Genomic DNA, 19,240 nt, shown 5'->3' with positions numbered 1-19,240 from the left:
TAGATTGCGCAACACTGCCGGGATAGCCGGACGCTGAGTTGTTTCAGGCAATCGATCGTACATTCACCATTTGCAATCTTATCGTCACGCTTGCTTCACAAGCTGTTTGCAGGCTTGTATGGCGTGTAATCTTTCCCGGCCATAGATTCTAGTTTCGATTGATCCGGGCAGAAAACAGGCTGGCAGATGCAATCATGAATCCCCCCGCCCAATCTCTGTTTGTCAGGTGTTCGTCGGTCAGAAAATAGGCAGCTACAGCTGCGACCACCAGCTCAAACAGCATGATTACAATAGCCTGATTGGCCGGTACATGAGTCATTCCGTACTGCAGCAATATACTGAGGAAAAAAACCAACCCGCCCGTACCGAGCAATATCAGCCATACGCTGGCAGGCAGATGGGTGATATCAGAAGTATTTCCCATGAACAGGGTGGCGGCAAATCCGGTCAAGGCGGCGCCAGAGAGTACCGCCAGCAGCTTTATGTGGATGCCGTGCTGCTGATCTTTGCGGATCAGAACATTGGTCAGCGCAAAAGCGAATCCACCCGATAGCCCCATCCAGTCACCGTAGGAAGTTGGCAAAGGTAATCCGCCTTTCGGTTGCCAGAGCAGAAGTAAGGCTCCCGTTAGAGATAACAAAATGATTAGGTAACCTTGTCTGCTTAGACGCTCTTGCAGCAGGATGCGGGAAAACAAAATGGTCCATAGCGGTGCCAGATAGAACAGGAGCAGGACCCGCATGACTTCGCCGTGAATAATCCCGAGCACATAGGCGATACTGGTCCAGCCTGCACCCAGATTGATCCAGAGCAGAATCCAGGCTGTCGTATTAAGTACTTCAGAGATCCGGATCTGTTTCCTGAACAAAGCCAGGCTGATCAACAATGCAATGGAGTAAGCCAGCGCAGTGGATAATTCGCCCTGCATACCGGCCTGTTCCAGTAGACGGTAAGGATACCAGGCTACTCCCCAAGCGGAAGCGCCCAGCAATATACTGGCTATCGGCAATAATTTTTTTTGTTTGGTCAACGTTGCCAGTGCCCTTTATAATTGCTACTTAACATTTTTGCTGCCCCTAACCTGTTCCACAAGCCCAACATTTGTGGACAATCCTGAAAAGTATGAACCCTTCACTGGAAAACCTTCAGTTATACCCGTTTCAAAAACTTACCAGACTGTTTGAGGATCTCACGCTGAATGATGCCTCTCTGACTCCCATTGGTTTGCATATTGGAGAGCCAAGACACAATACGCCTGAGTTTATCAGGCAAGAGCTGGTGAATAATCTTGAAGGGCTGGCACATTATCCCACAGTACTTGGAACCAGCCAGTTGCGGATCAGCATTGCGAACTGGCTGACACAGCGCTATCGCTTGGTTGCCATCAATCCGGATACCGAGATTATCCCGGTCAACGGCAGTCGGGAAGCATTGTTTTCATTTGCCCAAGCAGTTATTGATGTCGATGCGCGTGAGGTTACGCAACCTGTAGAAGTTTGCCAAAATCCTTTTTATCAAATCTATGAAGGTGCTGCATTGCTGGCTGGTGCCAAACCCTATTTTCTGAATCAGCTTCCAGAAAATGGTTTTTCAGTAGATACCGCTCAGTTGCCTGATTCGGTGTGGGAACGTACTCAGCTGACTTATATCTGTTCACCCAACAATCCGACTGGTAAGGTACTGACGCTGGATGAATGGCAACATCTGTTTGATTTGTCTGATCGTTATGGATTTGTAATTGCAGCGGATGAATGCTATTCAGAAATCTATTTCGATGAGGATCACCCTCCTCTGGGGGCGTTGGAGGCGGCGGAAAAGTTAGGCCGCAGCGGCTTTCCCCGTCTAGTTGTGTTCAGCAGCCTTTCCAAGCGCTCTAATGTACCGGGCATGCGTTCCGGTTTTGTAGCAGGGGATGCTGCTATTCTCAAAAAATTTTTGCTTTACCGGACTTATCACGGCAGTGCTATGAATCCGGCGGTGCAGGCAGCCAGCACCGTTACATGGGGCGATGAGCAGCATGTGATTGAAAACCGGCGACTGTATCGTGAAAAATTTGCCGGTGCCATGCGTATACTGGGAGATACCCTGCCTGTTAGCATGCCGGATGCCGGGTTTTATTTATGGTTAAAAGCGCCTGTCAGTGGTATCGAATTTTCCAGGCGTTTGTATCGGGAAGGAAGTGTTACCGTGTTGCCCGGTAGCTATCTGGCGCGAGAGGCGCACGGCATTAACCCTGGTGAGCATTTTGTGCGGATTGCGCTGGTTGCGCCGGTGGTAGAGTGCATGGAGGCAATGGAGCGAATCAGGGATATTGCTAGAAAGTTTTGATCTGATTATTTTTTAGTTAGGAGTCACATGGAGCAATTACAAGCTGTCATTGAGGATGCTTTTGAAAGGCGTTCTGAAATTACCCCTCGTAATGTTGAGGCCAATCTCAAGGAGTCGGTTGCCCAGGTTATCAATATGCTGGATACGGGCAAGTTGCGAGTTGCCGAGAAAATTAACGGCGAATGGGTAACCCATCAGTGGGTTAAAAAGGCTGTTTTGTTGTCTTTTCGTATGGAAGATAATTACTTTATCAAGGGCGGGTTCTCTAATTATTTTGACAAGATTCCATCCAAATTTGCTGATTACAGCTCACGTGATTTTCGTGATGGCGGATTTCGTGTGGTCCCACCAGCTGCTGTTCGTAAAGGAGCTTTTATCGCGAATAACGTGGTACTGATGCCGTCTTATGTGAATATTGGTGCGTATGTTGACGAAGGTACTATGGTGGATACTTGGGCAACTGTAGGCTCTTGTGCGCAAGTGGGTAAAAACGTTCATCTGTCCGGTGGCGTCGGTATTGGTGGTGTACTGGAACCGGTGCAGGCCAGCCCTACTATTATTGAGGATAACTGCTTTATTGGCGCACGTTCTGAAATTGTTGAAGGCGTCATTGTTGGCGAAAATTCAGTCATCTCAATGGGTGTATACATTGGCCAAAGCACCAGGATTTACAATCGTGAAACCGGGGAGGTTACCTATGGCCGGATTCCTTCAGGATCAGTAGTGGTTTCCGGGAGCCTGCCAGCTGATAATGGCCGCTACAGTCTGTATTGTGCGGTGATTGTGAAGCAGGTCGATGCAAAGACCCGTTCTAAAACCGGGATTAATGAATTATTGCGCGGTATCTGATTATTAGGATCGGTGAATGCTATCTGTTAGTAGTGATCTGTGGTATAAAAATAATCGTGTGAATTCTGCACAAAGTGTGGCGGGGTTCGGTCTGTAACATTAGTTGGCTTTACTCCCTACTTATTGTCGTATTGTTATAGAAAATTCATACATCTTGACCAACCAATACAAGAGGAGAAGCTATTATGAAAAGGACTCTGATAAATTTGATCGCAGCTTTTGCAACAGCATTGTTTATGAGTATGCAAGTATATGCAGCTGCGCCAACCCATTTGGATGAAGCATTGGAACATGCCGAAGAAGCTGTAGTACATGGTAAAGAAGGTCATGTTAAAGAATTACTTGAGCATGCAAAGGAAAGTCTGATACATGCCAAAGCTGCCAGAGCGGCTGGTGAAGGTAATACGCATACCGATCACGGTATTAAACATATGGAAGACGCTATCAAGCATGCTGAAGAGGGACATGTTGATGTTGCCACCAAACATGCTCAGGAAGCTGTCGATCACATGCGTGCTTCCGAGCCTTCTGAACATGAACATTCCGGACATTAAAATCATATCGGAAAATTGAAAAGCTGACGTGCTGCCTCTGATGTATTTTATAGAAAGCACGTCAGCTTACATAAGAGGAGAGGCTATTATGAAAAGAACTCTGATAAGTATGATCACAGTCTTTGCTGCTGCATTGTTCTTGAGCATGCAGGTATATGCAGATTCACATACCGTTCATGTGGATGAGGCGCTGAAGCATGCTGATGAAGCCGTGATACATGGGAAAGAAGGACATACCAGCGTACTGCTGGAACATGCAAAAGAAAGTTTGGCCCACGCCAAGGCTGCTGGTGAGAGTGGTGAGGCCAATGCGCATGTTGTTCATGGAATTAAATATCTGGAAGATGCCATCAAACATGCTGAGGAAGGCCATGTTGATGTTGCTACCAAACGCGTGCAGAAGGCTATCGAACACTTGCGTGCTTCTGAGCGTTAAGTCGGATTTATTTACAAGGAGGGGTGTGCCGCTGATAAGTTTTGCCGGAGGCATGTCGAGCAGCAAAAAAAGCGGAGTAATCCGCTTTTTTTGTTATGGTATATCTGATCAGGAAAGCTACAACAGCAAGATTGCTCGAAGTGAATGAATCAGTAGTGTCTACGAGATGTTGTTGGCCGGAAATTTAATATGAATCCGTTTGCATTTACCATCCTGAGAATGCTGAGTGATGGAAACTATCATTCCGGTACAGCACTGGGCCAAGCACTGAATGTTTCCCGCACCAGCATATCCAATGCGCTGAGTGATCTGGATTGCTACGGGTTAGTAATACACAGGATTCGTGGTCGAGGGTATCGCTGGTTGAATCCAGCGCAATGGCTGGACAGTGAACAAATACGCCACTATCTTGCCGAATATGCGGATTCCATACAAATAGAAATCGTGGAAGTTGTTGAATCTACTAATTCACTACTATTGCAGCGCGTGATTGATCAGGGCGCTTCTGCTGGCAGATTAAAGCAGGTTCTGGCTACGGAGTTACAGACGCAAGGACGCGGGCGGCGCGGACGTACATGGATATCAGGGTTGGGAGACAGCCTGACTTTCTCCGTTTTATGGCCATCACAATGTGCAGTCAATGTTCTTTCCGGGTTGAGCCTGGCGGTGGGTGTGGCGATTGTTCGTGCACTGACATTATTCGGAATTCGTGACATTGCACTGAAATGGCCGAATGATGTGCTATCCGATTACAACAAGCTGGCAGGAGTGCTGATCGAGCTGCATGGAGATATGTTGAGTCCGGGTACCGTGATTATTGGTATCGGGCTGAATCTTAGACTCTCTAACGTTACAAAAGCTCAGATTGATCAAAAGGTAACTGATGTCGCCAGTGTTGCAGGGCAAATGCCGGACAGAAATCGGCTGTTGGCTATTTTGTTGAAAGAGCTGGTCAAGATACTTGATACATTTGAGCAGCATGGTTTCGAGCCTTTTGCGGAGGAATGGGAGCGTTATCATGCTTATCAGGATAAGGCTGTGCGGATTAGTTTGCCAGATGGTGCCATCAAAAATGGCATCGCAATCGGTGTTGCGCCCGATGGCGCCTTGCAGATCAATACCCCGGCAGGTGTTGTGCAGTTGAGAAGCGGAGAAGTTTCTCTGCGCGGGCTGATCTGATACGGGTATCAGAGATTCCCTAATTGAATGAACGTATCCTCTTTTCTGCTGGCGATTGATTCCGGTAATACTGCTATCAAATGGGGGTTGCACACGGGTGATCAGTGGCTGGTGCGTGGCAGTGCACTGCAAAGTGAACGCATGGTACTGAAACGAGCTTGGGCGGTACTACCAGCACCTGCATCAGTGCTGATTTCCAATGTGGCCGGATTACAGGCTGCAGACGATCTAACAGCGTTGTTAAAACCATGGTATGTACAGCCGCAGTGGATCACGGCAAGTGCCAGTCAATGTGGTGTAACCAGCCGTTATGCCAAACCGGAGCAGCTGGGCTGTGATCGCTGGGCAGCATTGATTGCCGCTTGGTACAGGGTGCAACGGGCGTGCCTGGTTGTGGATGTGGGTACTGCCATGACAGTCGATGCGCTGTCCTCCACGGGTGAATTTCTGGGGGGTATTATCGTACCTGGGCCGGATGCGATGAAACAGGCACTGACAGGCCGTGCTGGGACATTAGCAGTATCTGTTTCCGGCTGCTTCCAGAATTTTCCGATTAATACTGAAAATGCGTTGTACAGCGGCATGATTCAGGCATTAAGCGGTGCGCTGGAGCGAATGTATCATCTGCTTTCCAGCTATTCGGAAAACCAAACCTTGATGGAAGTTATCATGACGGGAGGCGGTGCTGCGCTGCTGGATCAGCATATTCACATTCCTCACCAGATTGTCGATAGCCTGGTGCTGGAGGGGCTGGCTATTATTGCGAAATCGGGCAATCCCGGTTACAACAAAAAATAAACATCAGGACAACGCATTATGGTACACCCGCTTTTTAGGTACGCTGAATTCTACACGACAGTCAACCATCTCAAGGACTTACCGCAAGCGACTGGTGTTGAGATTGCTTTTGTCGGTCGTTCAAATGCAGGAAAATCAAGCGCGATCAATACGTTGGTGGGGAGAGGGCGGTTTGCTTTTACCAGCAAAACACCTGGCCGGACGCAACATATTAATTTTTTCCGGCTCGGAGAGGAGCGTTTCATGGTTGATCTTCCAGGATACGGTTATGCACAAGTACCTCTAGCCATTCGTCAGCACTGGGTACATTTGCTGAGCACCTACCTGCAAACTCGTCAGGCGTTGTACGGTATGATACTGATCATGGATATACGCCATCCGCTGACCAAGCTGGATTTACAGATGCTGGAATGGTTTGCGCAAACGGGGAAATTGGTGCATGTTCTGCTGACCAAAGCTGACAAGCTAAGCCGGAGTAAGGCGCTCGCGGTATTGGATGAGGTCAGGCAGTTCTTATCTGTTAGTTACTCTGGCTGTACAGTTCAAATTTTTTCCAGTTCAACCTCTGAGGGAGCAGAAGAGGCTTCCAGGTTGTTGCAAGACTGGTTTGATGAGGGAGGGGCTGGAATACAGCGGTTGAATAACGGTAAAATCAGTGATCAAAAAAAAACCCCGGCTAAAGGGGATTAAGCCGGGGAGAATCGCCTTGCTTGTAAGGCCTCGCCTCAGGGAGGGAAGGCGAGAGGCAGTTATCAACAACCACCTATTTAATAAGAGAGAACTAATTGGAGTTAGTTCCGTGATGCATCAATTTTTTTATTTTCAGATATAAACATGACATTTTTCAGCCAGTTTCCACAAAAAAGAATGCGTCGTAATCGCCGAGATAATTTTTCTCGTCGCCTGGTTCGGGAAAATCACTTGCGGGCGGATGATCTGATCTACCCAGTATTTGTACTGGATGGCCATAAGCGCGAAGAGCAAGTAGCATCAATGCCCGGCATTGTCCGGCAGAGTGTTGATCTGCTTTTGTTTCAGGCAGAGAAATGTCTGCATTTGGGAATCCCTGCGCTGGCAATTTTTCCGGTTATCGATGCTTCCCTGAAAAGCCTGACCGCTGATGAAGCCTATAATCCTGATGGCCTGGTGCCTCGCGCCGTAAGGGAGTTGAAAAAACACTTTCCAGAATTGGGTGTAATTACCGATGTGGCACTTGATCCGTATACTAGTCATGGTCAGGATGGTCTGATTGATGCAAATGGTTATGTGTTGAATGATGAAACTGTCAGTGTGCTGGAGCGGCAGGCGTTAATGCACGCCCAAGCCGGGGCGGATGTCGTGGCACCTTCTGACATGATGGATGGTCGGATCGCAGCGATCCGATCGATACTGGATCGTGATCGCCTCATTCATACGCGAATACTGGCTTACTCAGCCAAATATGCCTCCAGTTTTTATGGCCCGTTCCGGGATGCGGTTGGTTCGGCTGCTATGCTGGGGGTAGGCAATAAATATACCTACCAGATGGATCCGGCCAATTCAGATGAAGCATTATGGGAAGCAGGGTTGGATATCCAGGAAGGCGCAGATATGATCATGGTCAAACCCGGTATGCCTTATCTCGATATCGTACGCAGAGTGAAGGATAAGCTGGGTGTACCCACTTTTGTTTATCAGGTAAGTGGTGAATATTCCATGCTGAAAGCAGCGGCAATGAACGGGTGGCTGGATGAAAAAGCCTGTGTTACCGAAGCACTGCTGGCGTGCAAACGTGCTGGTGCCGATGCGATCTTGACTTATTTTGCGCCGGTAGTTGCCAGCTGGTTACAGGAGAATGCTTGAAGCCAGATTATCGAAGTTGCGGTAGCATCAGTATCAGCTGATTCAACCTTTGTGAATGCTCCAGAAAGTTGATAAAACTTCAAAGAAATATCACGGACATAAAAAATAGGAATTTCCCTAACCGAACCGACCGGTTATGTAATCCTCTGTCTGTTTGTTTTTTGGCTTGATAAAGATATTGTCAGTAGCGCCAAATTCAATTAATTCCCCCATATACATGTAGGCAGTGTAGTCCGAAACTCTGGCTGCCTGCTGCATGTTATGAGTCACAATCAGAATCGTTACTTTATTTCTGATATCTGAAATCAATTCTTCGATACTGGCAGTTGCGATTGGATCCAGTGCAGAAGTGGGTTCATCGAACAACAGAATTTCTGGATCGGTTGCTAGTGCGCGTGCGATGCACAATCGTTGTTGCTGACCCCCTGAAAGATTAAATGCGAGATCTCCCAGCCGATCTTTGACTTCCCCCCATAAGGCGGCATTACGTAGCGCATTTTCTACTCTTTCTTCCAGAATTGAGCGACGCTTGACGCCTCTTATCCTGAGGCCATAGGCTACATTTTCAAAAATTGATTTAGGGAAGGGATTAGGTTTTTGAAATACCATACTGATCCGCATTCTGACTTCGATTGGATCAACCTCGGGTGAGAGAATATTTTCGTTGTCCGGGTACAGGAGAATCTCACCTTCGTAATGGTTATGTGGGTAAAGATCATGCATGCGGTTAAAGCACCGCAGAAAAGTTGATTTGCCACAGCCTGATGGCCCGATCAAGGCAGTTACCTGCTTTTCATGAACCACCATATTAATATTCTTAAGTGCCTGATAACCTCCGTAATAGAAGTTCAGTTTATTAACTGCTGCCTTTTGAGCAGTTGGAGAAGCAGCATTGGCGGGTTTAAATATTTGCATAACTTTGATTTACCACTTAATTTTTTTACGCAGATGGTAGCGCAGATAGATAGCCAACCCGTTCATCAATAATGTCATGAGGACCAGCACCAAGCCGGCTGCAGCAGCATTATGCTGGAAAGCTTCCTGGGGTCTTGAGATCCAGTTGAACATTTGGATGGGCATGACTGTAAACGGCTCCATTAACCACTCGAAGGACAGAAACGGAAATTGATCCTGAACAGGGGATGGAGGCAGAAAAGCGATAAATGTCAGTGCACCGATAGTGATGATCGGCGCTGTTTCTCCGATCGCCCGCGCCAGTCCGATAATGATACCAGTCAGAATGCCAGCGGCAGAATAGGGCAATACATGATCTGCAACCGTTTGCCATTTGGTTGCGCCCAGCGCATAAGCGCCTTCACGAATAGTCACAGGGATGGATCGGATCGCTTCACGTGTTGCCACAATGACAATTGGCAGGATCAGCAGCGCAAGCGTTAATCCGGCTGCAAGGATACTCTGCCCAAGTCCAAGCTGATAAACGAATAATCCCAGTGCCAGCAAGCCGTAAATGATGGAAGGTACCCCTGCCAGATTGGTAACATTAATTTCAATAATTTCGGTAATAAAATTTTTCGGTGCGTACTCCTCAAGATAGACACCGGCTGCTACGCCAAGGGGAACAGCGGCTACTGCCGTTACCAGCATGACCAGTGTCGTACCGACCCATGCAGAAAGAATCCCAGCAATTTCTGGCTTGCGAGATGGAAAAGAGGTGAAAAATTCCCAAGTCAGACGAGGCATTCCGTCGATCACCATGTTGCCAAACAATGCAATAAATGTCAGAACAGCGATCATCAGTGCGATGATACCTGCTACCAGCGCCAGCAGATCCCAGCGTTTGTGGCGGGCAATAATGGTGCGAATTTCATTAATATTGTTTGTGTTATTCATGGGTGTCAGTGAATTAAATCATTCTGCATGCGCTGTCAGTACCTGGTAGCGACTGTGAATGAATCATGGCGTATCAATAAACTTCCCGGAATCGCTTACGCAGCAGATGCCCCAGGATATTGAAAATCAGCGTTAACAAGAGCAGCGTTAATCCCGCAGCAAAAATGGTTTGATACCCTACGCTGCCATGCGGCAGATCACCCAGACTGACCTGCACGATGTAAGTGGTAATGGTCGCAGCGGGTTCCATGGGATTCCATACCAGATTCGGCTGCATACCTGCTGCGATTGCAACCACCATGGTTTCCCCGACTGCGCGGGAAATACCAAGGATATAGGCGGCAGCAATGCCGGATAGTGAAGCGGGCATTACCACCTTGGCAGCTGTTTGGAAGCGTGTGGCACCGATAGCATAGGAACCCTCTCGCAGATGCATGGGTACAGAACGCATGGCATCTTCCGTCATTGAGCTGACGTAGGGGATAATCATAATTCCCATCACCAGCCCTGCAGATAAAAGACTGAAACCAGGCAGATTCGGAAAGATGGTTTGCAGCATGGGAGTAACGAACAGTAACGCAAAATATCCGTAAACGACTGTTGGAATACCGCCAAGCAGCTCAAGAAATGGCTTGGCGATCTCCCTCACCGCAAAGGGGGCAAATTCTGAGAGATAGATGGCAATGATCGTGCCGAAAGGAAGGGCAATAGCAAGCGCGACCAGCGAACTGACGGCTGTTCCGGAAACGAGAGGAAGAATTCCGTAATGAGCATCGTCAAACAGCGGTGTCCATTGCGTATCGGTCAAAAAATCCCAGAGGGAAACATGCTCGAAAAATACCAGTGACTCTGAGATCAGCAGGTAAATAATCGCGAACGTAATAAAAACAGAAAAGGAAGCTGCTAAAAACAGCAGCAGCTCTATTATTCGCTCTTTCAGATGGCGTTTGTGGTTGCGACGTAGACTTTTGGGTGGATGACTGATAGCTGGAACAGGCACTCTAACCATGAAATAGCAAGCCGGTTATGTTGAAGAAATTTATTTTAATTTTAGAAACCAATTATTACAATTTGATGAAAATATGAAAATGAAGAACAAAATAGCGGTTGATATTACCAGCTGGTACTGCGAGTTACTTCGCAGGTGTATGACATATTCAGTTACAAACGGCTAAACCCGTAATAGGCTCAAGCCGATACTGCAAAATAACCACCTTGTTGGAAGTTTGAAAGGAGTACGTTTATGACGCTGAAAAGCACTCTAAAAGAATTTGCCGCTTTTCTGGGTAGCCAGGAATCAATTCTTGACAGAGACTATCCAAGGGTTGCGGATCAGCTCAAGCTATTGTGGGGTTACGCAGAATTTTCTCTTTATCTGGAGAAATTGCTGGTTACAGAAAAAGGGCGAGATCGAGCTGGTTTTTCATTTGAAGTTATCCTGGAGTTGGACAAACTGAAAGAAATCCACGAACGTCTATTTCCCCGAGAAAACTGATTTATCGATCAATCTGATTGATGCCTGTCTACTGGCAGCATTGAAGATGCTACCAGGCCGTCTCCGAAGAGGCAGCCCGACAAGCGTCATAAAATATAAAAATGCAGATTGCTTATAGTTGAAATATCTCTATTAGAGGATCTTTAGTCAGCCTGTTTTCTAAGGAAGGCAGGAATATCCATCGGATCCATTCCTGCTTGCTGCATGGCAGTTACAGCGGCGTTGCTTCTTCTTCCGGTTCTCATTACAGCGGGCTCATCTACCTGATGAGAGGATACTCTGTCATCAGTACCGGTACGGGTATGGATGATGGTCATGGGTCTCTGGGATTGCTGGGAAATATTGCCAAGTCCCGTTGCAACGAGTGTGACACGCAGACTGTCACCCATATTCTCGTCAATAACTGTACCAACAATTACGGTTGCATCTTCAGCCGTCATTTTTTTGACGGTATCCATAACTTCCTGTACTTCACGCATTTTCATGGCTGAACTGGCGGTGATGTTGACCAGTACTCCGCGTGCTCCCGTTAAAGTGATTTCTTCGAGCAGTGGACTGGCAACAGCCTCTTCTGCGGCCATGCGTGCACGATCAACACCGCCGGCAGCTGCAGAACCCATCATGGCCATACCCATTTCGGACATGACGGTTTTAACGTCGGCAAAGTCCACGTTAACCAGCCCCGGGCAATTAATAACTTCTGCGATTCCTGCTACAGCACCATACAACACATCATTTGCCGCCTTGAAGGCATCCAGCATGCTGATATCATTTCCCAGTACTTTCATCAGCTTGTCATTCGGAATAACGATCAGTGAATCAACGTGTTCTGCCAATGCTTCCATTCCAGCCTGCGCAGCTTTCAAACGTTTACCCTCAAAAGAGAATGGTTTGCTGACGACTGCAACGGTCAAAATACCCATTTCCTTGGCAATTTGAGCAACAACCGGAGCAGCGCCTGTACCGGTACCACCTCCCATTCCGGCAGTAATGAACAGCATGTCGGCACCTTGAACGATTTCGGCGATACGATCCCGATCTTCCAGTGCAGCCTCCTTACCAATATCCGGATTGGCACCAGCGCCCAGCCCCCGGGTAACGCTTGTACCCAGTTGTATTGCGGTTTGTGCAAGGCTGCCTTGCAATGCTTGTGCATCAGTATTCATGCAAATAAATTCGACACCTTTAACCTCGTTGCGAATCATATGATCCACGGCGTTGCCACCACATCCGCCAATACCTATGACTTTGATGACAGCTTCCAGGGATTCGCTATTTGTGATCTCAAACATTACATTTCTCCTCTTGCATGGTGAATTTTCAAACAATATTTTGCTAACAGAACTCTTTAAATCCAATTTAGAAATTTTCCTGAAACCAGCCTTTCATTTTTGCCAAAATCTGTCTGGTGGAACCACTTTTCAGTTTTGCCTGATGATGGTGAAGATGATCTTCCATACCTGTCATCACCAGGCCGATGGCAGTCGAGTATCTTGGTGTCCGTACAACTTCTTCCAGGCTGCCGTTATAGACGGGCAGCCCGAGCCGAACGGGCATATGAAAAATCTCTTCTCCCAGTTCAACCATACCCAGCATGGAACTGCTGCCACCAGTGATAACAATGCCCGATGAAAGCAGCTGCTCAAACCCGCTACGCCTCAACTCTGCCTGAATCAGTAAATAGAGCTCTTCTACACGTGGTTCGATAACTTCGGCCAGGGTTTGTCGTGATAATGGGCGGGCGCCACGATTGCCCACATCCGGGACTTCAACCATTTCTCGGATATCAGCCAGCGTGCGTAAGGCAGTGCCATAACGGCATTTGATATCCTCTGCATCTTTTGTCGGAGTGCGCAACGCCATGGCAATGTCATTAGTGATCTGATCGCCAGCCACCGGGATCACTGCAGTGTGCCGTATGGAGCCATCTGTAAAAACAGCAATATCAGTCGTTCCGCCACCGATATCGACCAGACATACACCCAAATCCTTTTCGTCCTCGGAAAGCACGGCTGTAGCCGAAGCCAGCGGTTGCAGGATAAGATCCCGCACGTCCAATCCGCAACGATTGATGCATTTGGCAATATTCTGGGCGGCGGATACTGCTCCGGTTACGATGTGAACTTTGACTTCCAGCCGGATACCACTCATCCCGACTGGTTCGCGCACATCTTCCTGGCCATCGATAATAAATTCCTGTTGCAGAATGTGCAGTATTTGCTGATCAGTCGGAATATTGACCGCTTTGGCGGTTTCCATTACTTTATCCACATCCGCTTGGGTGACTTCCTTATCTTTGATCGCCACCATGCCGTGTGAATTAAAGCTCTTGATATGGCTACCGGCAATCCCGGCATATACTTCGCTAATCCGGCAACCCGCCATCAGTTCAACTTCTTCAAGTGCACGCTGAATGGCGTTGACGGTTGCTTCAATATTGACCACTACGCCTTTTTTCAGACCTCGCGAGGGATGACTACCCAGACCAATAATCTCGAAACCACCCTCGGGCTTTATTTCGGCGACAATAGCCACGATTTTCGATGTGCCGATATCAAGACCGACAATCATGTTCTTGCCTTCCTTGACTTTACTCATTTGAAAATCCCCCGATTTCATAGTTATGGTGCTCTGTTTGCCTTGAATTGAATACACAAACTCAGTGTATGCGAACAGCAAACCCGTTGGCATAACGCAAATCTACATAAGTGGAGTTGCCGTACCAATCCAGACTTTCGTTATATTGCGTATGAACTGCCACATAACGTTTTAAACGTTGTTCCATCTGTTTTCTTCCCAGTTTAAGCCAGGTTCCAGTGTTCAGTCGTATGTGCCATGCATGCCGTGGTGTCAGGGCGATTTCCGTGACCATGTACCCAGTCGGCTGCAGCAGTTTGTTAAAAATATGATACTGGCGTGTAATCAAATGATTGCTTTTATCGGGACCTGTAAACATCGGAAGACGCGCATTATCCATTATCGCGTGAAATATTTCTCCATTCGTATTGACCAGTGCCGCCTCTCCCCAAGATGCAAGCGGTTTATGCTCTTCGAGTAATATGTCCAATGCAGGTGGCCAATCGCGCAAAATTTTAACTGAACGTACCCATGGCAGCTCCATGAAAGCTTTTTGTAAAATCTTTAGATCGATCATTATGAAATTACCATTCGCCGAGTTGTGTATAACCTGTTCAATCTGGTCCCGGGTGATGTGCGCCAGGCGCGTATCGCTTGTCTGGCTCTTATCCACCGCCTCTACCCGAACCTCGCGTAATGAAAAAAACGGCAATGCCAGTACCCTGATTCCTACTGCGTAGATCATGGCCAGCAAGACACCTGTCAGCAGTATATTTGCCAGAAGATTCAAGGATTGATGATCGTTCCACATATGTCCTGGTTACAGTATCAATTTGCCTTGATCACCTTGATCCGGATTTCTGTCTTTAGGCACGCTCACAACTCAACTCCAGAATTTGTATCACGAGTTCATCAAAGGAAATGCCTGCAGCCTGTGCCGCCATCGGTACAAGACTGTGATCAGTCATTCCTGGTGAAGTATTGGCCTCAAGGAAAAAAGGGTGTCTATTTTTATCCAGAATCAGATCCACTCTGCTCCAGCCGGTACATCCCAGTATCCGATGAGCATATAAAGCCTGTTCCTGGATGTGGGTTGTCAATGTTTCCGACAACCCGCTTGGACAAGTGTAGCGTGTGCTTTCAGAAAAATATTTAGCCTGATAATCATATAGACCTTCTGTCACATCGATGCGTACCAGTGGAAGGGGCATATCATCCAGAATGGCTGCCGTCAGCTCAACTCCTTGAATGAACTGCTCTGCCATTACAAGTGAATCGTGTTGTGCGGCAATCTGATAGGCAGATTGCATATCCTGTTCGTGATCCACTTTGCTCAACCCGATAGTTGAACCTTCCCGGGCAGGTTTTATGATGAGTGGCAATCCCAGTCTATCAGTCACTTCCTGGAAATTGCTGTCAGCATCCAGCATGACGTAGTCAGGTGTGCTGATACCTGCCGCCTGCCAGATCATTTTTGTGCGCCATTTATCCATTGCCAGTGCGCTGGCGAGTATGCCGCTGCCGGTATAAGGCAGATCCATCAGCTCCAGCGCCCCCTGGACAGAGCCATCTTCACCATAACGGCCATGCAGCGCGATAAATACCCGGTCAAAGCCCTGTTTTAAAAGATTTTCCAGAGGCTGCCCGACCGGATCAAATGCGTGCGCATCAACCTGGCTTCGCTGTAGTGCTGCCAGTACGGCATGGCCACTTTTAAGTGAGATTTCACGTTCAGCGGAACGTCCACCCAGCAATACAGCTACTTTTCCAAGGTCGCGAATGTTCACGGTTCATTTCCTTTGTGTTGCCCGATAATGCGTACTTCCGTGACTAGCCTGATTCCAGTTTTCTTGTAAACGATAGCCTGCGCAGTATTAATCACTGTTTCGATTTCGGTAGCAGTAGCGTGTCCACAGTTAATAATAAAATTGGCATGTAACGTAGAAATCATGGCATCACCGATACGGAACCCCTTCAGATCACATTGTTCAACTAACCGGGCGGCGTAATCTCCTGGCGGATTGCGAAAAACCGATCCTGCGCTGGGAAATCCCAAGGGTTGCGTTTTGATACGTGTGCCAAGTAACGCTTTGACCGCCTGACGGGAAGATTCCTGCTGACCAGGACGAAGTCTGAACCAGCCGCCGACAAACCAGCCGCAAGACGTATCGGGCGGCATGGCCTCATGTAATTCGACCTGACGGTAGCCGATACGGTAATCCCCAGGTGTTCGCTCATGCAATGTACCGTCGCGATCAATGGTTTTGACCCGCTCTACCCGTTCCCATGTTTCAGAGCCGTAACACCCTGCATTCATCGCCAGTGCGCCGCCGACCGTACCGGGAATACCGGCCAGAAATTCTGCACCGGCCAGGTTATGTAATGAAGCAAACCTGGCCAGCTTGGCGCAGGGTACCCCCGCTCCGACATAAATCAGGCCACTATCCTTATCTTGTTCAACCAGTAGCAGATCGTTAAGTTTTGCATGCAATGCAATGATTACTCCCGGTAATCCACCATCCCGAACCAGCAAATTGCTGCCAAGGCCAATCATCACGACAGGTTCGTCTTTCGGCCAGAGGCGTAAAAATACAACCAAATCTTCCAGATCTGCCGGTTGGTAAAAACAGGCAGCGTGTCCACCGGCGCGCCAGGAAACATGCTGCTTCATGGGTTCATGCTGACGTAATTCGCTGCGTAGCAGACGTGTGTCGATACCGGGCGTAGGGGGTTGCAAGCTCGGAACATTTATATCGACTGGCAGTCGGGCTTCTGTCTGCATATTTTTCAATCAGCCTGTTATCAGTGTCAGTTTCATCGTTGGTTCTGCCAGGTCGGGTGCGACTTTTCCAATGGATCCGGCCCCCATAATGAGTACTACGTCACCCTCCTGTACAACGGTATGAACGGCGGATTTCAGCTCGTCGATGTGCTCAATATAGATAGGTTCAACCTTTCCCTGCACCCGGATCGCCCGAGCCAGGGATTTGCTGTCGGCAGCAATGATTGATTCTTCCCCGGCTGAATATATTTCAGTCAGCAACAGTGCATCCGCGCTGGATAACACCCGGACAAAATCCTCGAATAAATCTCGTGTACGACTGTAGCGATGTGGTTGAAACACCAGAACCAGGCGGCGATCGGGAAAAGCGTTGCGGGCAGCTGCTATCGTGACAGCGATTTCAGCCGGATGATGGCCATAATCATCAATGAGGGTAAAAGATCTTCGATCCGGCAGGCGTATCTCACCATACTGCTGAAATCTTCTATCGACTCCGCCAAAGGTTGCCAGTGCTTTTACCATTGCTTCATCCGGTACATTCAGTTCGTTGCCAACCGCAATGGCTGCCAACGCATTCAGAACATTGTGTTTACCTGGCAGATTTAATGTGATGTCCAGCGTTCGTGCCGAGCCATTGACGCCAATATGGGCACAGAAATGCATCTTGCATTGATCGTGGCGAATATCGGTAGCACGTATTTGTGCATTTTCAGATGTAATGCCATACGTGGTTACTTGCTTGGAAATCATCGGTATGATGGCGCGCACATGTGGATCATCTGCACAAAGTACCGCCATGCCATAAAAAGGCAGGTGTTCAATGAATTCGACAAAAGTCTGTTTGAGCCGGTTGAAATCATGCTCGTAAGTGCTCATGTGATCTGCATCGATATTGGTCACCACGGTCAGCACTGGTTGCAGATAGAGGAACGAAGCGTCGGATTCATCCGCCTCAACCACAATGAATTCTCCTTTGCCCAGCCTGGCGTGACTATCGACTGTTTTAAGTCTGCCACCTATTACAAACGTTGGATCTTGGCCTGCTTCCGCCAGAATACTGGCAACCAGACTTGTGGTGGTGGTTTTACCGTGAGTGCCTGCGATTGCAATGCCCTGGTGCAGGCGTAACAACTCAGCCAGCATCATAGCCCGAGGTACCACGGGTATACGGCGTTCACGTGCTGCAATAACTTCCGGGTTATCCGGCTGGATAGCAGTTGAAATGACGACGGCATCCGCAGACTGGATGTTTTCAGCCGCATGGGTGTGATGAATGACAGCACCCAGGCATTGCAGGCGTCTGGTGGTTGAATTGCCATTCAGATCCGAGCCGCTGATCTGGAAGCCCTGGTTGATCAGCACCTCAGCAATTCCGCCCATTCCCGAGCCACCAATCCCTACAAAATGAATGCGTTTGATTTTATGTTTCATGGGTTTGTCTCATCAATAAGTTGTTGACAAACTTTGACTACTCTTTGTGCAGCTTCAGGCATGGCCAGTGTGCGTGCATTGGTTGCCATTGTTTGCAGTTGTATGCGTGTACAAGTCATCAGCCATTGTGCAAGTGAGTTTGCGGTCAGTTCGGATTGAGGCCATAAAACAGCCGCATTGTGTTCACTCAGAAATCGCGCATTAGCCGTCTGATGATCATCCACTGCGTAAGGGTAGGGCACCAGAATACTGGCTACCCCTGCAGCAGCCAGTTCGGCGATCGTCAGTGCGCCGGCGCGACAGATTACCAGATCACAATTCTGGTAATGCACGGCCATATTCTCAATGAATGCGACCAAATTACCTGTGACACCATGCTCAACGTAAGCCTGTTGCAGCGTAGCCAGATGAACTTTTCCGGACTGGTGGGTAACAAATGGCCGTTGATTTCCAGGAATCATGCTCAAAGCCTGCGGCAGCACGGTATTCAATGCCTGTGCACCAAGGCTGCCACCCACCACCAGGATGTTCAGCTTGCCTGTCCGTTTTGCGTAACGTACTTCCGGTGACGGGAGCTGTGCGATCTCTGCTCGTACCGGATTGCCAGTAACCTGAATCTTGTCTGCCTGGTCCGTAATGGTGCCGGGAAATGCCAACAGGATACGGCTGGCAATTTTTGCCAGTATTTTGTTGGTTAGTCCTGCGATTCTGTTTTGCTCATGAATCAGCAGTGGCTTGCCAGACAAAACAGCCATTATTCCTCCAGGAAGCGCCGGATAACCCCCCATCCCGAGTACAACTTGCGGGCGTTGGCGACGCAAGATGCGGAAACTTTGCCAGCAGGCTTTTGCCAATCTCCAGGGGAGCAACAAATAGCTGACCAGTTTTTTGCCGCGCAGCCCGGAAAAATTGATCAGTTCAATAGTAAAACCATGTTGTGGTACCAGTGTGGCCTCCATGCCATTACGAGTACCCAGCCAGATGACTCGCCAGCCCTCAGCCTGCATGGCACGAGCTACCGCAAGCCCGGGAAATACATGTCCGCCGGTTCCCCCCGCCATAATCATGATTGTGCGGGACAAGCTGTGAACTCCACATGTGGTGTATGCCATGAACCA

20 protein-coding genes are annotated in these 19,240 nt (G+C 48.4%); 9 read left to right on the top strand and 11 right to left on the bottom strand.

All coding sequences use genetic code 11. The features are described 5' to 3' along the window. Positions 1 to 148: 148 nt before the first annotated feature. A complete protein-coding gene (locus BM331_RS06890; protein WP_074928319.1) occupies positions 149 to 1,030 on the bottom strand; it encodes a DMT family transporter in 882 nt (293 codons plus the stop codon). A 92-nt stretch (positions 1,031 to 1,122) separates the two neighbouring features. Here BM331_RS06890 and dapC point away from each other — a divergent pair, with 92 nt between their 5' ends. The 8 genes from dapC (at position 1,123) to hemB (ending at position 7,986) form a co-directional block, all read left to right on the top strand. Then, positions 1,123 to 2,328, top strand: a complete 1,206-nt coding sequence (gene dapC / locus BM331_RS06885) for a succinyldiaminopimelate transaminase (RefSeq protein WP_074928317.1) — start codon at positions 1,123 to 1,125, stop codon at positions 2,326 to 2,328. A gap of 27 nt (positions 2,329 to 2,355) precedes the next feature. After that, entirely contained in the window at positions 2,356 to 3,177 is an 822-nt protein-coding gene (gene dapD / locus BM331_RS06880; protein WP_074928315.1) for a 2,3,4,5-tetrahydropyridine-2,6-dicarboxylate N-succinyltransferase, read from the top strand. A 185-nt stretch (positions 3,178 to 3,362) separates the two neighbouring features. Continuing rightward, positions 3,363 to 3,731, top strand: coding sequence for a small metal-binding protein SmbP (smbP, locus tag BM331_RS06875; RefSeq protein WP_074928313.1), 369 nt, complete (start codon positions 3,363 to 3,365; stop codon positions 3,729 to 3,731). A gap of 88 nt (positions 3,732 to 3,819) precedes the next feature. After that, positions 3,820 to 4,167, top strand: coding sequence for a small metal-binding protein SmbP (smbP, locus tag BM331_RS06870; protein ID WP_074928311.1), 348 nt, complete (start codon positions 3,820 to 3,822; stop codon positions 4,165 to 4,167). A gap of 189 nt (positions 4,168 to 4,356) precedes the next feature. Next, on the top strand, positions 4,357 to 5,346 hold the full coding sequence (locus BM331_RS06865) for a biotin--[acetyl-CoA-carboxylase] ligase (RefSeq protein WP_074928309.1): 990 nt from the start codon (positions 4,357 to 4,359) through the stop codon (positions 5,344 to 5,346). Positions 5,347 to 5,373: 27 nt separating this feature from the next. Beyond that, a complete protein-coding gene (locus BM331_RS06860; protein ID WP_074928307.1) occupies positions 5,374 to 6,144 on the top strand; it encodes a type III pantothenate kinase in 771 nt (256 codons plus the stop codon). Between the two features lie 18 nt (positions 6,145 to 6,162). After that, entirely contained in the window at positions 6,163 to 6,834 is a 672-nt protein-coding gene (gene yihA, locus BM331_RS06855) for a ribosome biogenesis GTP-binding protein YihA/YsxC (RefSeq protein WP_074928305.1), read from the top strand. A gap of 144 nt (positions 6,835 to 6,978) precedes the next feature. Further along, positions 6,979 to 7,986 carry a porphobilinogen synthase gene (gene hemB / locus BM331_RS06850; RefSeq protein WP_074928303.1) on the top strand — a complete coding sequence of 336 codons (1,008 nt, stop codon included), beginning with the start codon at positions 6,979 to 6,981 and terminating at the stop codon, positions 7,984 to 7,986. Positions 7,987 to 8,103: 117 nt separating this feature from the next. Here hemB and pstB read toward each other — a convergent pair whose 3' ends face one another. From pstB to pstC, 3 genes are all read right to left on the bottom strand, one after another. Then, positions 8,104 to 8,901 (bottom strand): phosphate ABC transporter ATP-binding protein PstB, encoded by a 798-nt coding sequence (gene pstB / locus BM331_RS06845; RefSeq protein WP_074928301.1) that lies wholly within the window; start codon positions 8,899 to 8,901, stop codon positions 8,104 to 8,106. A gap of 9 nt (positions 8,902 to 8,910) precedes the next feature. Next, on the bottom strand, positions 8,911 to 9,837 hold the full coding sequence (gene pstA, locus BM331_RS06840; protein ID WP_074928299.1) for a phosphate ABC transporter permease PstA: 927 nt from the start codon (positions 9,835 to 9,837) through the stop codon (positions 8,911 to 8,913). A gap of 73 nt (positions 9,838 to 9,910) precedes the next feature. Further along, positions 9,911 to 10,846 carry a phosphate ABC transporter permease subunit PstC gene (pstC, locus tag BM331_RS06835; protein ID WP_074928297.1) on the bottom strand — a complete coding sequence of 312 codons (936 nt, stop codon included), beginning with the start codon at positions 10,844 to 10,846 and terminating at the stop codon, positions 9,911 to 9,913. 234 nt (positions 10,847 to 11,080) lie between these two features. On the opposite strand from pstC, the gene BM331_RS06830 reads away from it, so the two are divergent. Then, entirely contained in the window at positions 11,081 to 11,332 is a 252-nt protein-coding gene (locus BM331_RS06830) for a hypothetical protein (protein WP_074928293.1), read from the top strand. Between the two features lie 143 nt (positions 11,333 to 11,475). Here the strand turns inward: BM331_RS06830 and ftsZ are convergent, their stop codons facing one another. From ftsZ to murG, 7 genes are all read right to left on the bottom strand, one after another. Continuing rightward, positions 11,476 to 12,624 (bottom strand): cell division protein FtsZ, encoded by a 1,149-nt coding sequence (gene ftsZ / locus BM331_RS06825; RefSeq protein ID WP_074928290.1) that lies wholly within the window; start codon positions 12,622 to 12,624, stop codon positions 11,476 to 11,478. Between the two features lie 67 nt (positions 12,625 to 12,691). Then, a complete protein-coding gene (gene ftsA, locus BM331_RS06820) occupies positions 12,692 to 13,930 on the bottom strand; it encodes a cell division protein FtsA (RefSeq protein WP_074928477.1) in 1,239 nt (412 codons plus the stop codon). A 61-nt stretch (positions 13,931 to 13,991) separates the two neighbouring features. Then, positions 13,992 to 14,720, bottom strand: coding sequence for a cell division protein FtsQ/DivIB (locus BM331_RS06815; protein ID WP_074928287.1), 729 nt, complete (start codon positions 14,718 to 14,720; stop codon positions 13,992 to 13,994). A gap of 55 nt (positions 14,721 to 14,775) precedes the next feature. Further along, complete coding sequence (locus BM331_RS06810) at positions 14,776 to 15,696, bottom strand: D-alanine--D-alanine ligase (RefSeq protein WP_074928284.1); 921 nt, start codon at positions 15,694 to 15,696, stop codon at positions 14,776 to 14,778. After that, positions 15,693 to 16,691 carry a UDP-N-acetylmuramate dehydrogenase gene (gene murB / locus BM331_RS06805; protein WP_074928281.1) on the bottom strand — a complete coding sequence of 333 codons (999 nt, stop codon included), beginning with the start codon at positions 16,689 to 16,691 and terminating at the stop codon, positions 15,693 to 15,695. The genes BM331_RS06810 and murB overlap by 4 nt, the downstream gene beginning before the upstream one ends. Before the next feature lie 9 nt (positions 16,692 to 16,700). Further along, positions 16,701 to 18,122: a UDP-N-acetylmuramate--L-alanine ligase gene (murC, locus tag BM331_RS06800; RefSeq protein WP_074928277.1), complete on the bottom strand. Its 1,422-nt coding sequence runs from the start codon at positions 18,120 to 18,122 to the stop codon at positions 16,701 to 16,703. Continuing rightward, positions 18,119 to 19,234 (bottom strand): undecaprenyldiphospho-muramoylpentapeptide beta-N-acetylglucosaminyltransferase, encoded by a 1,116-nt coding sequence (gene murG / locus BM331_RS06795; RefSeq protein WP_074928274.1) that lies wholly within the window; start codon positions 19,232 to 19,234, stop codon positions 18,119 to 18,121. Before murG ends, murC begins: the two co-directional genes overlap by 4 nt. Between the last annotated feature and the right edge of the window lie 6 nt (positions 19,235 to 19,240).

Origin of the sequence: Nitrosomonas eutropha (assembly GCF_900116685.1) — a bacterium.
In the GTDB taxonomy this organism is placed as follows: domain Bacteria; phylum Pseudomonadota; class Gammaproteobacteria; order Burkholderiales; family Nitrosomonadaceae; genus Nitrosomonas; species Nitrosomonas eutropha_A.
The sequence above is the reverse complement of the archived record's forward strand: the minus strand, read 5'-3'. Positions and strand labels throughout refer to the sequence as shown.

Bases quoted from the DNA above. Each gene is read 5' to 3' on its own strand.
- dapC (WP_074928317.1), top strand. From the start codon at position 1,123: ATGAACCCTTCACTGGAAAACCTTCAGTTATACCCGTTTCAAAAACTT.
- dapD (WP_074928315.1), top strand. From the start codon at position 2,356: ATGGAGCAATTACAAGCTGTCATTGAGGATGCTTTTGAAAGGCGTTCT.
- smbP (WP_074928313.1), top strand. From the start codon at position 3,363: ATGAAAAGGACTCTGATAAATTTGATCGCAGCTTTTGCAACAGCATTG.
- smbP (WP_074928311.1), top strand. From the start codon at position 3,820: ATGAAAAGAACTCTGATAAGTATGATCACAGTCTTTGCTGCTGCATTG.
- BM331_RS06865 (WP_074928309.1), top strand. From the start codon at position 4,357: ATGAATCCGTTTGCATTTACCATCCTGAGAATGCTGAGTGATGGAAAC.
- BM331_RS06860 (WP_074928307.1), top strand. From the start codon at position 5,374: ATGAACGTATCCTCTTTTCTGCTGGCGATTGATTCCGGTAATACTGCT.
- yihA (WP_074928305.1), top strand. From the start codon at position 6,163: ATGGTACACCCGCTTTTTAGGTACGCTGAATTCTACACGACAGTCAAC.
- hemB (WP_074928303.1), top strand. From the start codon at position 6,979: ATGACATTTTTCAGCCAGTTTCCACAAAAAAGAATGCGTCGTAATCGC.
- pstB (WP_074928301.1), bottom strand. From the start codon at position 8,901: ATGCAAATATTTAAACCCGCCAATGCTGCTTCTCCAACTGCTCAAAAG.
- pstA (WP_074928299.1), bottom strand. From the start codon at position 9,837: ATGAATAACACAAACAATATTAATGAAATTCGCACCATTATTGCCCGC.
- pstC (WP_074928297.1), bottom strand. From the start codon at position 10,846: ATGGTTAGAGTGCCTGTTCCAGCTATCAGTCATCCACCCAAAAGTCTA.
- BM331_RS06830 (WP_074928293.1), top strand. From the start codon at position 11,081: ATGACGCTGAAAAGCACTCTAAAAGAATTTGCCGCTTTTCTGGGTAGC.
- ftsZ (WP_074928290.1), bottom strand. From the start codon at position 12,624: ATGTTTGAGATCACAAATAGCGAATCCCTGGAAGCTGTCATCAAAGTC.
- ftsA (WP_074928477.1), bottom strand. From the start codon at position 13,930: ATGAGTAAAGTCAAGGAAGGCAAGAACATGATTGTCGGTCTTGATATC.
- BM331_RS06815 (WP_074928287.1), bottom strand. From the start codon at position 14,720: ATGTGGAACGATCATCAATCCTTGAATCTTCTGGCAAATATACTGCTG.
- murB (WP_074928281.1), bottom strand. From the start codon at position 16,691: ATGCAGACAGAAGCCCGACTGCCAGTCGATATAAATGTTCCGAGCTTG.
- murC (WP_074928277.1), bottom strand. From the start codon at position 18,122: ATGAAACATAAAATCAAACGCATTCATTTTGTAGGGATTGGTGGCTCG.
- murG (WP_074928274.1), bottom strand. From the start codon at position 19,234: ATGGCATACACCACATGTGGAGTTCACAGCTTGTCCCGCACAATCATG.